At 72.5% G+C, this 15,140-nt stretch carries 13 protein-coding genes; 8 read left to right on the top strand and 5 right to left on the bottom strand.

Annotation, left to right across the window (positions count from 1 at the left end; genetic code table 11):
* The first annotated feature begins 99 nt into the window (after positions 1-99).
* The 7 genes from GA0070621_RS11900 to GA0070621_RS11930 all read left to right on the top strand — a co-directional run bounded on the left by GA0070621_RS11900 (position 100) and on the right by GA0070621_RS11930 (position 9,525).
* Entirely contained in the window at positions 100-1,773 is a 1,674-nt protein-coding gene (locus tag GA0070621_RS11900) for an ABC transporter substrate-binding protein (RefSeq protein ID WP_091194565.1), read from the top strand.
* Positions 1,774-1,846: 73 nt separating this feature from the next.
* Entirely contained in the window at positions 1,847-2,926 is a 1,080-nt protein-coding gene (locus GA0070621_RS31275; RefSeq protein ID WP_091194566.1) for an ABC transporter ATP-binding protein, read from the top strand.
* A 76-nt stretch (positions 2,927-3,002) separates the two neighbouring features.
* Positions 3,003-3,983 carry an ABC transporter permease gene (locus GA0070621_RS11910; RefSeq protein ID WP_091194569.1) on the top strand — a complete coding sequence of 327 codons (981 nt, stop codon included), beginning with the start codon at positions 3,003-3,005 and terminating at the stop codon, positions 3,981-3,983.
* A gap of 3 nt (positions 3,984-3,986) precedes the next feature.
* Complete coding sequence (locus GA0070621_RS11915; protein ID WP_091194571.1) at positions 3,987-5,015, top strand: ABC transporter permease; 1,029 nt, start codon at positions 3,987-3,989, stop codon at positions 5,013-5,015.
* On the top strand, positions 5,008-6,015 hold the full coding sequence (locus GA0070621_RS11920) for an ABC transporter ATP-binding protein (RefSeq protein ID WP_091194574.1): 1,008 nt from the start codon (positions 5,008-5,010) through the stop codon (positions 6,013-6,015). The genes GA0070621_RS11915 and GA0070621_RS11920 overlap by 8 nt, the downstream gene beginning before the upstream one ends.
* A 45-nt stretch (positions 6,016-6,060) precedes the next feature.
* A complete protein-coding gene (locus GA0070621_RS11925; protein WP_091194577.1) occupies positions 6,061-7,473 on the top strand; it encodes a GH1 family beta-glucosidase in 1,413 nt (470 codons plus the stop codon).
* A gap of 153 nt (positions 7,474-7,626) precedes the next feature.
* Entirely contained in the window at positions 7,627-9,525 is a 1,899-nt protein-coding gene (locus tag GA0070621_RS11930) for a ricin-type beta-trefoil lectin domain protein (RefSeq protein ID WP_231921003.1), read from the top strand.
* Between the two features lie 41 nt (positions 9,526-9,566).
* Here the strand turns inward: GA0070621_RS11930 and GA0070621_RS11935 are convergent, their stop codons facing one another.
* Positions 9,567-10,793, bottom strand: a complete 1,227-nt coding sequence (locus GA0070621_RS11935) for an ROK family protein (protein WP_167666826.1) — start codon at positions 10,791-10,793, stop codon at positions 9,567-9,569.
* 174 nt (positions 10,794-10,967) lie between these two features.
* Here GA0070621_RS11935 and GA0070621_RS11940 point away from each other — a divergent pair, with 174 nt between their 5' ends.
* Complete coding sequence (locus tag GA0070621_RS11940) at positions 10,968-12,320, top strand: glycosyl hydrolase family 18 protein (protein ID WP_091194585.1); 1,353 nt, start codon at positions 10,968-10,970, stop codon at positions 12,318-12,320.
* Between the two features lie 69 nt (positions 12,321-12,389).
* Here the strand turns inward: GA0070621_RS11940 and GA0070621_RS11945 are convergent, their stop codons facing one another.
* The 4 genes from GA0070621_RS11945 to GA0070621_RS11960 all read right to left on the bottom strand — a co-directional run bounded on the left by GA0070621_RS11945 (position 12,390) and on the right by GA0070621_RS11960 (position 15,069).
* Complete coding sequence (locus GA0070621_RS11945; protein ID WP_091194588.1) at positions 12,390-12,710, bottom strand: TraR/DksA family transcriptional regulator; 321 nt, start codon at positions 12,708-12,710, stop codon at positions 12,390-12,392.
* Between the two features lie 306 nt (positions 12,711-13,016).
* A complete protein-coding gene (locus GA0070621_RS11950; RefSeq protein ID WP_091194590.1) occupies positions 13,017-13,721 on the bottom strand; it encodes a class I SAM-dependent methyltransferase in 705 nt (234 codons plus the stop codon).
* On the bottom strand, positions 13,718-14,398 hold the full coding sequence (locus tag GA0070621_RS11955) for a TIGR04282 family arsenosugar biosynthesis glycosyltransferase (RefSeq protein WP_091194592.1): 681 nt from the start codon (positions 14,396-14,398) through the stop codon (positions 13,718-13,720). Before GA0070621_RS11955 ends, GA0070621_RS11950 begins: the two co-directional genes overlap by 4 nt.
* Complete coding sequence (locus GA0070621_RS11960) at positions 14,395-15,069, bottom strand: glycosyltransferase family 2 protein (RefSeq protein ID WP_091194595.1); 675 nt, start codon at positions 15,067-15,069, stop codon at positions 14,395-14,397. The genes GA0070621_RS11955 and GA0070621_RS11960 overlap by 4 nt, the downstream gene beginning before the upstream one ends.
* Positions 15,070-15,140: the final 71 nt, after the last annotated feature.

The following is a 15,140-nucleotide window of genomic DNA, read 5'->3' on the forward strand; positions in this document are numbered from 1 at the left end:
CCCACCGCCGGCCGACACCCACGCCGACCGGTGGCGGTACCGCACACCCTCCACCCACCACCATCCGCTCCCCACGGCGGGAGCATCGAGGGAGACACCATGAGAAGACGGCACCTCCTCGCCATCGCGCTCGCCGGCGCGGTGACCCTCACCGGCTGCGGCGAGACCGCCAACACCCGCAACCAGAACAACAAGGGCGGCGCGACGGTGCTCAACGTCGGCATGCCCAACGGCCCGCAGACCGAGAACCACAACCCGTTCCTGACCACGTCCTCGGGCGCCTCACTCGGCTACCGGTGGCAGATCTACGAGCCGCTGATGATGTGGAACCCGGTCAAGCCGGCCGAGCCGTTCAAGCCGTGGCTGGCCACCAAGGCCGAGTGGAGCGCCGACTACACGTCGGTGAAGGTCACCGTCCGCACGGACGCGACCTGGTCGGACGGGAAGCCGGTCACCGCCGAGGACGTCGAGTTCACCTACAACCTGCTCAAGGACAACGACGGCCTCAACGAGTTCGCGACGCCGTACAAGTCGGTTTCGGCCAGCGGCAACGAGGTGACCCTCACCTTCGAGTCGCCGCAGTTCGTCAACCAGCACAAGATCCTGTGCCGGGTGCCGGTCGTCCCCAAGCACATCTGGTCGACCTACAAGGACCCGACCACCGACATCAACAAGAACCCGGTGGGCAGCGGCGCGTACACGCTCAAGTCGTTCACCCCGCAGACCACCACGCTGTCGGTCCGGACGAGCGGCTACTGGCAGGAACTGCCGAAGGTCAAGGAACTGCGGTACACGTCGTACACCGACAACAACGCGCAGACCACCGCGCTCGCGAACGGCGAGTCGGAGTGGAGCTTCGTGTTCATCCCGAACGTGCAGACCGTCTTCGTCGGCAAGGACCCGGCCAACCACAAGGTGTGGGCACCGCCGGTGCTCGGCATCCACGGCCTCTACATCAACACCACCAAGAAGCCGTTCGACAACCCCGCGCTGCGCCGGGCGATGAACATGGTGATCAACCGGGAGGACATCTTCAACCAGGCCGAGTCCGGCTACTTCCACCCCCTGGTCCGCAACGTGACCGGCCTGCCCAGCCCGGCCGGTGACGCGTACCTCGCGCCCGAGTACAAGGGGCAGGACCAGAAGGTCGACGTCGAAGGGGCGAAGAAGGTGCTCACCGACGCCGGCTTCAAGCTCAACGGCAACACGCTGGTCGACCCGGCCGGCAAGCCGGTCACCCTCACCCTGACCGACCCGGCCGGCTGGTCCGACTACCAGACCAGCCTGGAGATCGTGAAGGACAACCTGTCCACCATCGGCATCGCGGCCACCGTGGACAAGGCCAACCAGGACGCGTGGTTCCGCAACGTCGAGGAGGGCAAGTTCGACGCCACCTTCCGCTGGACCAACGGCGGGGCCACGCCGTACGACATCTACCAGACGGTGATGGACGGCCAGCAGCTCAAGCCGATCGGCAAGGCCTCCCCGGCCGGCAACTTCGGCCGCTTCGACAACCCGGAGGCCACCGCGGCGCTCACCGCGTACGCCAACGCCACCGACGACGCGGCGCGGACCGCGGCGATGGCCACGCTCCAGAAGATCTTCGTCGAGCAGGTGCCGATGATCCCGGTCGGCGCGGACAACGTGGGCGCGGCCTACAGCAGCAAGAACTGGACCGGCTGGCCGGACGACGCCAACCCGTACGGCGCGGCCCAGCCGACCCAGCCGAACGCGGCCGACGTGGTGCAGCACCTGCGCCCCGCGGGTTCCTGACCGGAGGGTCCGGGCGGCGCCACCCGCCGCCCGGGCCACCCGCTCCCACCCCTTCGAACGACAGGAACCCGGCATGACAACGCCCACCACGGACGCCCCGGCCGTCCGCGAGGAGGTGCTGGAGGCGGTCGGCCTGACCAAGCACTTCCCCGTCCGCGCCGGGCTGCGCACCCTGCTGACCCGCGACCGGCCGGCCGTGCACGCGGTCGACGACGTACACCTCACCCTGCGCCGTGGGCAGGTGACCGCCCTGGTGGGCGAGTCCGGCTCCGGCAAGTCGACGGTCGCCCGGCTGCTCGCGCAGCTCTACCCACGAACCGCCGGCAGCGTCCGCCTGCACGGCCAACTGGTCACCGTCCGCGGTGGCCGGCCGTTCCGGGCGTACGCGCGCAAGGTGCAGATGATCTTCCAGGATCCGTTCGCGTCGCTGAACCCGGTGCACACCGTGCGCTACCACCTGACCCGGGCGCTGCGCATCCACGGCAACGCCGGCCGTACCGGGGCCGACCTGGACGCGGCGCTGGCCCAGTTGCTGGAACGCGTCGCCCTCACCCCGGCCGAGCGCTACCTGGACAAGTTCCCGCACGAACTCTCCGGCGGGCAGCGACAGCGGGTGGCCATCGCCCGGGCGCTCGGCGCCGACCCGGAGGTGCTGCTCGCCGACGAGCCGGTGTCGATGCTCGACGTGTCGATCCGGCTCGGCGTGCTCAACCTGCTGCGCGACCTCAAGGAACGGCTGAGCCTGGCCATCCTCTACATCACCCACGACATCGCCTCGGCCCGCTACTTCGCCGACGAGACCCTCGTCATGTACGCCGGCCGGATGGTCGAGGGCGGCGACAGCGAGACCGTCACGCAGCAGCCGGCGCACCCGTACACCCGGCTGCTGATCGACTCGGCGCCCGACCCGGACCGGATCACCGGCGAGGCCGGCCCCGACGAGCGGGAACGCGGCGACGGCGAGCCGCCCAGCCTGATCCGGCCCCCGGCCGGCTGCCGGTTCCACCCGCGCTGCCCGGCGGCCATGCCGCGCTGCGCCACCGACCTGCCGCCCCGCCTCGACGTGGGCGACCGGCCCGGGCACTGGGCGGCCTGCTGGCTCTACGACCCGGAGGCCGCCCCGCCCGCCACCGCGGTGGGGGCGGACCGATGAACGAGTGCCAGCGAGTGAATCATCAATGTAGTGCGGTGGTGCCTCATGGCGGCACGAAGCGAAGCGGAGTGCTGGCATGAGCTACCTGCTGCGCCGCGTCGGCTTCTACCTGTTCACCGCCTGGGCCGCGCTGACCCTCAACTTCTTCATCCCCCGGCTGATCCCCGGCGACCCGGTCAAGTCGCTGATCTCCCGCTACCAGGGGCAGCTCAGCACCGACGCGATCAACTCGTTGTACGTGCTGTTCGGCATCGACACCCACGACAGCCTCTGGGACCAGTACGTCGACTACTGGAAGCAGTTGCTGCACGGCGACCTGGGGCTGTCGTTCACCGCGTTCCCGGCCCCGGTGTCCGAGGTGATCCTCGACGCGCTGCCCTGGACCCTGGCCCTGGTCGGCATCACCACCCTGGTCAGCTTCGCCCTCGGCACCGGCCTCGGTGTGCTGGCCGGCTGGCGTCGGGGCTCCTGGGTGGACGGGCTGCTGCCGGCCACCACGTTCCTCTCCTCGGTGCCGTACTTCTGGCTCGGCCTGGTCGCGATCGCCCTGCTGGCCGGCCCCGGCAGCTTCTTCCCCTCCTCCGGCGGCTACGAGCCTGGCCTGGTGCCCGCGCCGGACACCATCTTCCTGGGCAGCGCGGTGCGGCACAGCCTGCTGCCCGCCGCGACCATCCTCGTCTCCTCGATGAGCGGCTGGATCCTCAGCATGCGCAACATGATGGTGACCGTCGCCGCCGAGGACTACATCACCGTGGCGCACGCCAAGGGCCTGCCGGAACGCCGGGTGGCGTTGAACTACGCCGCCCGCAACGCGCTGCTGCCGAACGTGGCCGGCTTCGCGCTGTCGCTGGGGTTCATCGTCGGCGGCACCCTGCTCGTGGAGATCGTGTTCTCGTATCCGGGGCTGGGGTTCCTGCTGTTCCGGGCGGTGCAGGCCAAGGACTACCCGCTGATGCAGGGCATCTTCCTGGTCATCACGCTCTCGGTGCTGGTGGCGAACCTGCTCGCCGACGTGGCGTACCTGGCGCTCGACCCGCGTACCCGCAAGGAGGGCTGAGACGTGGCCATTCCCACCTCCAGCATCGAGCAGGTCATCCCGAAGCAGGGTGCGATGGCCCAGCCGGCCGCCCCGCGCCGCCGCCGGTGGCGTTTCCTGGCCAACGGCAAGGCCACCACCGGGCTGGCCGTGGTCGTCGGGTACGTGCTGCTCGCGGTGATCGGCCCGTGGATCGCCCCGTACGACCCGGACGCCCGCAGCGGCGAGCTGCTCCAGCCGCCGTCGACGCAGCACTGGTTCGGCACCACCCATCTCGGCCAGGACGTGTTCAGCCAGGTCCTGGTCGGCACCCGCGGGGTGATGCTGGTCGGGCTGCTCGCCGGGGTGGTCGCCACCGTCCTGTCGGTCCTGGTCGGGGTGACCGCCGGCTACCTGGGCGGGCTGCCCGACGACGGGCTCTCCGCGCTGTCCAACGTGTTCCTGGTGATTCCGGCGCTGCCGTTGATCATCATCGTCACCTCCACCATCACGGAGGCCGGCGACCTGGTGGTCGCCCTGGTCATCGGGTTCACCTCGTGGGCCTGGGGGGCCCGGGTGCTGCGCGCCCAGACGCTGTCGCTGCGCCGTCGCGACTACGTCGAGGCGGCCCGGGCCACCGGGGAGAGCACCTGGCGGATCATCGGCTTCGAGATCCTGCCCAACCTGACCGCGATCATCGCCTCCGGTTTCGTCGGCACGGTCATCTTCGCGGTGATGTCCGAGATCACCCTGGCGTTCATCGGCATCTCGTCGGTCTCGCCGTGGAACTGGGGCACGATCCTGTTCTGGGCGCAGAGCCAGCAGGCCCTCGCGCAGGGCGCCTGGTGGTGGTTCGTCCCGGCCGGCCTGGCCATCGCGCTGCTCGGCACCGCCCTCGCCCTGATCAACTTCGGTATCGACGAATTCGTCAGCCCTCGGCTACGCAGTGGCGGCCGGGCGCGGATCCGCACCGCCGACGGGCGCACCGTGCGGATGCGGGTCGGCTTCACCCCCGTCCTGGCGCCGCCCGCGACCGTCCCGGCCCCGCGTACGAAGGAAACCACCGATGAGTGAACCGGTCCTGGAGATCCGTGGGCTCTGCGTCGACTACGGCCTCGGCGACGACGCCGTGCACGCGGTCCGCGACGTCGACCTGACCCTGCACCGGGGCGAGGTGCTGGGGCTGGCCGGGGAGAGCGGCAGTGGCAAGTCCACCCTGGCGTACGGGTTGACCCGGCTGCTGCCGCCGCCCGGGGTGGTCGGCGGTGGCCAGGTGGTGTACCACCCGACCGACGGCCCGCCGGTCGACGTGCTGACCCTGAGCCCGGCGCAACTGCGGGCGTTCCGCTGGGCGGAGACGTCCATCGTGTTCCAGGGGGCGATGAACTCGCTCAACCCGGTGCACCGGATCTCCACCCAGCTGCTCGACGTGATCAAGGCGCACGAACCGAAGAGCACGGCGCCGGGCCGGCAGGCCCGGGCACGGGAGCTGCTGCGCCTGGTCGGTATCTCCGCCGACCGGCTGGACAGCTACCCGCACCAGCTCTCCGGCGGCATGCGGCAACGGGTCATGATCGCCATGGCGTTGGCGCTGGAACCGCAGCTGGTCATCATGGACGAGCCGACCACCGCGCTCGACGTGGTGATGCAGCGGCAGATCCTCGGCCAGCTCGCCGAGCTGCGCCAGCGGCTGGGCTTCGCGGTGCTGTTCATCACCCACGACCTGTCGCTGCTGGTGGAGTTCTCCGACCGGATCGCCATCATGTACGGCGGCCGGATCGTCGAGCAGGCGCCGGCCGCCGAGCTGTACCGGCGGGCGCTGCACCCGTACACCGAGGGGTTGCTGCACTCCTTCCCGGCGCTGCGCGGCCCCCGCCGCGAGCTGACCGGCATCCCGGGCTCCCCACCGGACCTGCGCGCCATGCCGGGCGGGTGCGCGTTCCACCCGCGCTGTCCGGATGCGTTCGGCCCGTGCGACAAGGAGTTGCCGCCGTTGGGTCCGCCCGGCGACGACCACCCGGGGCGTGCCGTCGCCTGCTGGCTGCATCCCACCGCCGCGCCGGCACCCCACTGAACCACCACCACCCGAGAGAGCACGTTCGCGACCGCGAGGAGAACCATGGACACCGACCTCACCCAGCCGAGCACGACCGGGCAGGCCGACCCGATCGACACCCTTCCGCCGACCTTCCGGTGGGGGGTGGCGACCTCGTCGTACCAGATCGAGGGCGCGGTTGCCGAGGACGGCCGCACCCCGTCCATCTGGGACACCTTCTGCCGCGTCCCCGGGGCGGTGGCCAACGGCGAGAACGGTGACGTGGCCTGCGACCACTACCACCGGATGCCCGAGGACGTGGCGCTCATCGCCGAGCTGGGGCTGGACACCTACCGCTTCTCGGTGGCCTGGCCCCGGGTGCAGCCGGGCGGGCGCGGCCCGGCCAACCCGGCCGGCCTGGCGTTCTACGACCGCCTGGTGGACGAGCTGCTCGGCCGGGGCATCGACCCGTGGGTGACGCTCTACCACTGGGACCTGCCGCAGGAGCTGGAGGACGCGGGCGGCTGGCCGAACCGGGACACCGCCCACCGTTTCGCCGACTACGCCGAGCTGGTCTTCGCCGCGCTCGGCGACCGGGTGAAGACTTGGACGACGCTGAACGAGCCGTGGTGCTCGGCGATGCTCGGGTACGCGTACGGCGAGCACGCGCCCGGCCGGCGGGACCTGGGCGCCGGGATCGCCGCCGCCCACCACCTGCTGCTCGGCCACGGGCTGGCGGCGCAGCGCCTGCGCGCGGCGGCGGCGACCCCGATCGAGCTGGGTATCACGGTCAACCTGGCCACCGCCGACCCGGCCACCGACAGCGCGGCCGACCGGGACGCCGCGCGGGCTTCCGACGGCCTGGGCACCCGGCTCTACCTGGACCCGCTGTTCCACGGCCGCTACCCGGAGGACGTGGTGGCCGACCTGGCCGCCGAGGGAATCCGGATCCCGGTCCAGGACGGCGACCTGTCGGTCATCGCCACCCCGATCGACGTGCTGGGCGTCAACTACTACTTCGGGCAGCTCTTCTCCGGGGTGGACGAGCGGGGGCAGGAGCGGGACGACGAGGGCCGGCCGGTGCGCCGGGTCGTCCGGCGGGACCTGCCGCGCACCGCGATGGACTGGGAGATCGTGCCGGACTCCTTCACCGACCTGCTGGTCCGGCTGAGCCGGGACTACCCGGGCGTGCCGATGGTGATCACCGAGAACGGGGCGGCGTTCGACGACCGGCCGGACGCCGACGGGTTCGTGGCCGACGACGACCGGGTGGCCTACCTGGCCGAGCACCTGCGGGCGGTGGCCCGGGCCCGGCAGGCCGGCGCCGACGTGCGCGGCTACTTCGCCTGGTCGCTGCTCGACAACTTCGAGTGGGCGTACGGCTACGACAAGCGGTTCGGCATCATCCGCGTGGACTACGACACCCAGCGGCGTACGCCGAAGCGCAGCGCGCAGTGGTACCGCGACACCGTCCGGCGGGTGCGCGGGCAGCGCTGACCCGGCCGTACGGGGCGGCCGCGCGGGAAGGGTCCCGGGCGGCCGCACCGTCGTGCCCGGACACATTTCGGGGCACTTTTTTCACTCCTTGACATAAGCAGGTGTGAGGGGTTTTCTCATTCGCGGATGTCGATCTGCTTGAAGGGAGCATCCGTGTCCACGCCACCCCCCACCCCGGTCCGTCGCGCCGTCGGCCGCGCCGCCCTGGCGCTCGGCCTGGCGGCGGCCACCCTCGCCGTCTCACCACCCCCGGCCGCACAGGCCGCCGGGGAGACCGTCAACGTCTGGCTCACCACCACCTCCGACACGGGCGGACGAACCGTCACCCGCGGCCTGCAACCGCAGACCCCGCTGAGCTTCGCCGCGAGCAGCGCCGCCGCCACGCACACCATCACCGTCGAGGAGAACACCCGCTACCAGCCGTTCGAGGGCGCCGGGGCGTCGATCACCGACACCACCGCGTACCTGCTGCGCGGCGGGCCGGTCAGCGCCGCCACCCGGGACGAGGTGATGCGCAAGCTGTTCAGCCCCACCGACGGCATCGGTCTGTCGTACGTGCGCAACCCGATCGGCGCCTCGGACCTGTCCCGCCCCGGCAACGTCTCCCTCGACGACACCTGCTGCAACCTCAACGACTTCGGCGCCAACGGCTACGACACCAACGTGGAGCTGCTCACCGCGCAGGCCAAGCAGCTCAATCCGGCGCTGCGAGTGATGGTGGTGCCGTGGAGCGCGCCCGGCTGGATGAAGGACAACGGCCGGATGGACCAGATGGGCTGGCTCAAGTGGGAGTACTACGCCACCTACGCCCAGTACTTCGTGAAGACCATCCAGGCGTACGCGGCCCGGGGCGTGCCGGTGGACTACCTGTCGGTGCAGAACGAGCCGAACTGCTGCCAGGCCGGCAACCCCACCGCGATGGACTACCCGGGGATGAGCTGGAACGCCTCCGGGCTGGTCGAGCTGACCAAGAACTTCGTCTACCCGGCGTTCCGCGCCGCCGGGATCACCACCAAGGTCCTCGTCCACGACTGGAACTACGGCGACTACGGCACCATCGGCTCCGGGCTGCTCGCCGACAGCGGCGTACGCACCGACCCGCTCTTCGGCGGCATCGCCTGGCACGGGTACTGGGGTGACCCCGCGGTCGGCAGCCAGGTCAACAGCCAGTACCCGGCCGTGCCGCAGTTCAGCACCGAGCACTCGGGCGGCACCTGGATCACCAACCAGCACAACGAGGACATGGCCGACATCGTGAACTACGCCCGGAACTGGAGCCGGAGCGTGGTCAAGTGGAGCCTCGCGGTCAACCAGAACATGGGCCCGCACAACGGCGGCTGCGGCACCTGCACCGGCCTGATCACCGTCCAGGAGGGCGGATCACGGGCCGGCCAGGTCGACTACACCGTCGAGTACTACACCACCGGGCACCTGACCAAGTTCGTCCGGCCCGGGGCGTACCGGATCGACTCGACGGCGAACGGCACGGTGCAGAACGTGGCGTACCGCAACCCGGACGGCGGCAAGGCGCTGATCGCGCACAACGGCGGCACCTCGGCCCAGTCGGTGAAGGTGGTCTGGGGCGGGCAGTCCTTCACGTACACCCTGCCGGCCCGGACCACCGCGACGTTCACCTGGGCCGGCACCCAGTCGGGCGGCGGCGGCGCGCCGACCGGCCTGATCACCGGCATCGGCGGCAAGTGCCTCGACGTCACGGACAACGCCACCGCCGACGGCACCGCGGTGCAGATCTGGACCTGCTTCGGCGGCGCGAACCAGCAGTGGACCCGGGCCGCCGACGGCACGCTCCGGTCGCTGGGCAAGTGCCTCGACGTCGCCGGCGGCGGCACCGCCAACGGCACGAAGGTGCAGCTCTGGACCTGCAACGGCACCGCGGCCCAGCAGTGGGTGTGGAACTCCGCCCGGGACCTGGTGAACCCGCAGGCGAACAAGTGCCTCGACGTCACCGGCAACACCTCGGCCGACGGCGCGAAGACGCAGATCTGGTCCTGCACCGGCGGGGCCAACCAGAAGTGGACCCTGCCGTCCTGAGCCGGCGCGGGCCGGCGACGCTTCCGTCGCCGGCCCGCGACTCAGCGGGCCCGCGCCCGGGTCCGGCGCGCCGGCTGGGCCGGGGCCACCCGGACGACCGGCTCGCGCGGCACGCCGCCGTCGCGCAGCAGCCGGGCCATCGGCAGGGTGGCCGCGCCCATCGCGACCGCGTCCGGTCCGAGCCGGCACAGCTCGATCGAGGTCTGGGCGTACGGCTGGCGCAGCGCGTGCCGGGCGGTGGCCTCCCGGATCTGCGGCAGGTACCGCTCGCCCAGGGCCAGGCCGGCCCAGCCGCCGAGCACCACCCGTTCCGGGTTGAAGAGGTTGACCAGGTTCGCCACCCCGGCGCCGAGATAGCCGACCGTGTCGTCGAGCACCTTCGCGGCCGTGCGGCTGGTGGAGCGCAGCAGCTCGCCGAAGGCGGTCTCCTCGTCGCCACCGGCCGCGGGGCGGCCCCGGTTGGCCTGCCGGAACCGGTCGAGGACCCCCTCCGCCCCGACGTACGCCTCCAGGCAGCCGAGGTTGCCGCAGCGACACTGGCGACCGCCGTACACGATCGTGGTGTGGCCCCACTCGCCGGCGCTGCTGTGCGCGCCCCGGTAGCCCACGCCGTCGGCGACCACGCTGGCCCCGACGCCGGAGCCGACCAGGGCGATGACGGCGTGCCGGACGCCCCGGCCGGCACCGAACCACATCTCGGCCTGGCCGAGGGTCTTCGCGCCGTTGTCGACGTGGACCGGGATGTCGGTGCCGGCCCGCAGCATCGACCCGAGCGGCACGCCGTCCCAGCCGAGGGTCTGCGCGTGCACGACCGCGTCGGCGGTCCGCTCGACCGTCCCGGAGACCGCGACGCCGAAGCCGAGCACCGCGGTGTGGTCCACGCCGGCCTGTTCGACCACCGCGTCGAGACCGTGCAGCAGGTGGGTGGCCACGTCGCGCGGGTCGGGGCCGGTGGCGGCGATCGGGTACTCGGCCTTGGCGAGGGCGGTCATCGCCAGGTCGAACAGCTCGACCTGGACCCGGGTCTCGCCGACGTCGGCCCCGACCAGGTAGCCGTAGCCGGGGGCGACCCGCAGCAGCACCCGGGGGCGGCCGCCGTCGGACTCGACCGAGCCGGCCTCCTCGACGAGCCCCTCACCGATCATCTCGCCGACCAGGTTGCTCACGCTGGCCAGACTCAGCGCGGTGGTCTGGCCGAGTTCGTGGCGGCTGAGCGGCCCGTCCAGCCAGATCCGGGTGAGCAGCACCGATCGGTTGGCACGACGCATGTCGCGCACGGTGGTGCGTCTGGCGTCCACGTCCGCCGCCGTCCTCTCCCCGGGCGCCGCCCGACGGCGGCCCCGTTCACCCCATGAAACAAGTGCTGACAGCAGCGTACTGCGCATTTACATTTAACAAAGTTAACTGATAGCCTGCGGCCCATCGATGAGGAGGTATATGTCATGCGACTTCGACGTGGACTGACCGTCCTGCTCGGTGGCGTCGCGCTGCTCGCCGTCACCGCCGCCCTGCCCGCCGCCGTCGGTCTGGCCGCCACCGACGCCCACACCGCGCTGGTGGCGTGCAGCGCCCCGGCCTGGGCCGAGGGCGTCACCTGGACCGCGGGCAGCAAGGCCACCTACGCCGGCCGCCTCTACCAGGCGCTGCAGACGCACACCCCGCCCGTCGGCGCCGGCTGGACCCCGCCCGCCACCCCGGCGCTCTGGACCGACCTCGGCGCCTGCGACGGGGCCCCGTCCCCCACCCCGACCAGGTCCCCCTCCCCCACGCCGACGCCCACCACGTCCCCCACCGCGACGCCGTCGCCCACCCCGACCACGACGAGCCCCCCGGGCGGGGACACCTGCGCCCTGAAGTCGCGACCGGCCGGCAAGGTGCTCCAGGGCTACTGGGAGAGCTGGGACGGCGCGGCCAACGGCGTGCACCCCGGGCTCGGCTGGATCCCGATCACCGACTCGCGGATCCGGACGCACGGCTACAACGTGGTCACCGCCGCCTTCCCGGTGATCCGCGCCGACGGCACCGTGCTCTGGGAGAACGGCATGGACGCCGGCGTCAAGGTGCCCACCCCCGCCGAGGTGTGCCAGGCGAAGGCCGCCGGCCTGACCGTCCTGCTGTCCATCGGCGGCGCCACCGCCGGCATCGACCTCGGCTCGACCGCGGTCGCCGACCGGTTCGTCGCCACCGTGGTGCCGATCCTCAAGCGGTACAACTTCGACGGCATCGACATCGACATCGAGACCGGCCTCACCGGCAGCGGGAACATCAACCAGCTCTCCACCTCACAGGCCAACCTGGTCCGCATCATCGACGGCGTACTCGCCCAGATGCCCGCCGGGTTCGGGCTCACCATGGCCCCGGAGACCGCGTACGTCACCGGCGGCAGCGTCACCTACGGGTCCATCTGGGGCGCGTACCTGCCGATCATCAAGCGGTACGTCGACAACGGCCGGCTCTGGTGGCTGAACATGCAGTACTACAACGGCAGCATGTACGGCTGCTCCGGCGACTCGTACCAGGCCGGCACCGTGCAGGGCTTCGTCACGCAGACCAACTGCCTCAACACCGGCCTGGTGGTGCAGGGCGTCACCATCCGCGTCCCGTACGACAAGCAGGTCCCCGGCCTGCCCGCGCAGACCGGCGCCGGGGGCGGATACCTGGCGCCGTCCCTGGTGACGCAGGCGTGGAACACCTACCAGGGCGGCCTGAAGGGCCTGATGACCTGGTCGATCAACTGGGACGGGTCGAAGGCTTGGACCTTCGGCGACAACGTCAAGGCCCTCCAGGGCCGCTGACCCCGACCGGCCCTGACCGTATTCCGGCCCGCCGGACCGCCGCGGCGGTCCGGCGTCGCCGCGGTCAGCTCAGCCGTGCTTCTGCTGGCACGGTACGCAGAAGCGGGCCTGCGGCAGCACCTCGAGCCGCTCGACCGGAATCGGCGCGGCGCACCGCTCGCAGGTGCCGTAGCCGCCCTCGGCCATCCGGCGCAGCGCGTCGCCGATCTGCGCCAGGCTCTGCCGGGTCGCGGCGATCAGCGCCGACCGGGTGTGCGCCTCGCCGGGGTCGCCGGTGTCCGCCGTGAGTTCGGTCAACCGGGCGGTCTGCGCCTCGAAGTCGGTGGTCAGGGTGGCCCGCAGCCGGGTGATCCGCTGCTGGTCGGCGGTGTCTCGAAGATTGGTGCTCATGTCGGATCCCTTCCGGAAAAAGAAAAAGGCCGAAGCCGAATGGCTTCGCCCTGGTGGCCGTACTCGCGGGTGGGGATTCCCGGAGGGCCACGGCCGGTGGGGATCGGGCTCGGCAGGCCGTGAATGGGCGCGACCGCGTGCCGCGGGCAGGGCACGACAGCAGGCGCCACCGAGGTGACGCTGAGCGGCTGCCGGACCGGGTACATCCGTTCACCATAGGCCGACCGCGCCGGGACGCCAACCGCAATGCCGCTTCCGGCGAATCCGGGCGATCCAGCCGTTCGGCGCACCGGGCGACCGGCGATGTCAGGGCTGGTCGGGGACCAGCTCACCGAACCAGCGGCGGCCCGCCTCGAACGCGTCCCGCACCACCAGTCCGGCGGCTCGGGCGGTGTCGTGGACCGCCACCGTGTCCAGCCGCGCCCACCGGAATACGCCGCTGCGGCGTACGTCGCCCGTCGGGGAGGTCGAGGTGAGTCGGGCGTGTCCGCGCCACAGGCCGGACCCGGGAGGTTCCAGCTCGACGAGGACGGTCCCGTCGGCGCGGATCAGCTCCCGGCACCGGCGGAGCAGCGCGCACGGGTTGCCGCCGATGCCGATGTTGCCGTCGATCAGCAGGACGTGCGCCCACCGACCCTCGCCGGGCAGGGCGGCGAAGACGTCCCGGTGCAGGGCGACGGCACCGCGCGCCCGGGTGAGCCGCACCGCGTACGGGGAGATGTCGACCCCGACGGCGGTCTGGCCGGCCCGGGCCAGGGCGAGCGTGAGCCGACCCGGGCCACAGCCGACGTCCAGGGTCGGGCCGGCGCACCGGGCCACGATCGCGGCGGTCGCCGGTTCGGGCGGGCCGTGCCAGCGCCGCACCGGCAGCCGGCTGCGCCGGCCGTCGCCCTGCACGAGCCAGTGCCCGCCCGGCCGTCCGTGCAGGGCCGCGGCGAAGACGTCCTCGGGCTCGTCCCGACGCGTCCGGGGGTCCGGCCGGCCGCCCGCGCCGAGCGCGTCGACGGTCACCGTCGGCCGTCCGGAGCGGGGGTGGCGAGCAGCCGCGCGACCTGGCGGGCGAACCGGCTCGCCGGCGCCTCGGCGGCGACCGCGAGCGCGTCGGGCCACTCGTCGACGTCGCGCAGCACCGGCAGTGGCAGGGTGCGCAGGCCCCGGCGGGCGAGGGCCGCCCAGGTACGCCGGCCGGTCCGCGCCGTCGACATCGGCACCGCCCGCAACGCGGCGGCCTGCCGGGGGTCGCGCAGCCCCAGCGCCCACCATCCGCCGTCCACGGCCGGGCCGAGCACGGCATCGGCCAGGTCGAGTCGCCGTACCGCCGCGAGCAGCCGCCCCGTGGTCAGCTGCGGGGTGTCCATGCCGATCTGCAGCACCGGCCGTCCCGGCCAGGCCGCCGCCACGTCGGCGTGCGCGTTGGCGAGCCGGTCGCCCAGGTCACCGCCGCGCTGCGTCAGCACCGACCAGCCGGCGAGGGCGGCCGTCAGGCCGGCGCCGTCCTCGGCGTCGGCGACGCGCCCCCGTACGGCCAGCACCGGCGTCACCCCGGGCAGGGCGCGTACGGCGTCGAGGGTGTCGCGCAGCGCCGCGGCGGCGATCCGGGCCGCCTGGTCGGGGGTGGCCGGCGGGCAGAGCCGGGTCTTCACCGCCCCCGGTACGGGTGCCTTGGCCATCACCAGCAGCACGGTCATCGGGGGTGGTCCATGGTGCGCAGGACCCCGGCGAAGTCGCGGGTGGCGCGCAACGTGCCGCGTACCGAGCCGGAGACCTTGGAGCGGGTGCCGGCGGCGCGCGGGGCGTAGCTGACGTCCAGCTCCCGGATCCGCCAGCCGGCCGCGGCGGCACGGATCAGCAGTTCGAGGGGGTAGCCGAAGGCCCGGTCGGTGACGCCCAGGTCGAGCAGGGCGTCGCGGCGGGCCACCCGGATCGGGCTGAGGTCGCGCAGCGGCACGCCCCGCCGGCGTAGCAGCGCCGCGACGAGGGCGGTGCCGGCGCGGGCGTGCCACGGCCAGGCCCCGACCGAGACGGGTCGCCGCCGGCCCACCGCCAGGTCGGCGACGTCACCGGCGACCGGGTCGACCAGCGCGGGCAGCTCCGCCGGGTCGAAGGAGCCGTCGGCGTCGAGGACGCAGACCAGCTCCGCGTCGGCGGCCAGCAGCCCGGCGTGCACGGCGGCGCCGTAGCCCCGCCGGGGCTCGGGCACCACCCGGGCCCCGTGCCGCGCGGCGACCTCGGCCGAGCCGTCCCGGGAGCCGTTGTCCACCACGATCGCCCGGTAGCCGGGCGGCAGCGCGGTGAGGACACCGGGCAGGGCGGCGGCCTCGTCGAGGCACGGCAGGACCACGTCGATGGTTGCGGACATAGCACCGACGCTAGGCCGCCACCCGGGCACGGACCGGCAGATCGGACCTTACGGATCTGTTACCGGCGGAT

Source organism: Micromonospora narathiwatensis, from assembly GCF_900089605.1.
GTDB classification, from domain to species: Bacteria; Actinomycetota; Actinomycetes; order Mycobacteriales; family Micromonosporaceae; genus Micromonospora; species Micromonospora narathiwatensis.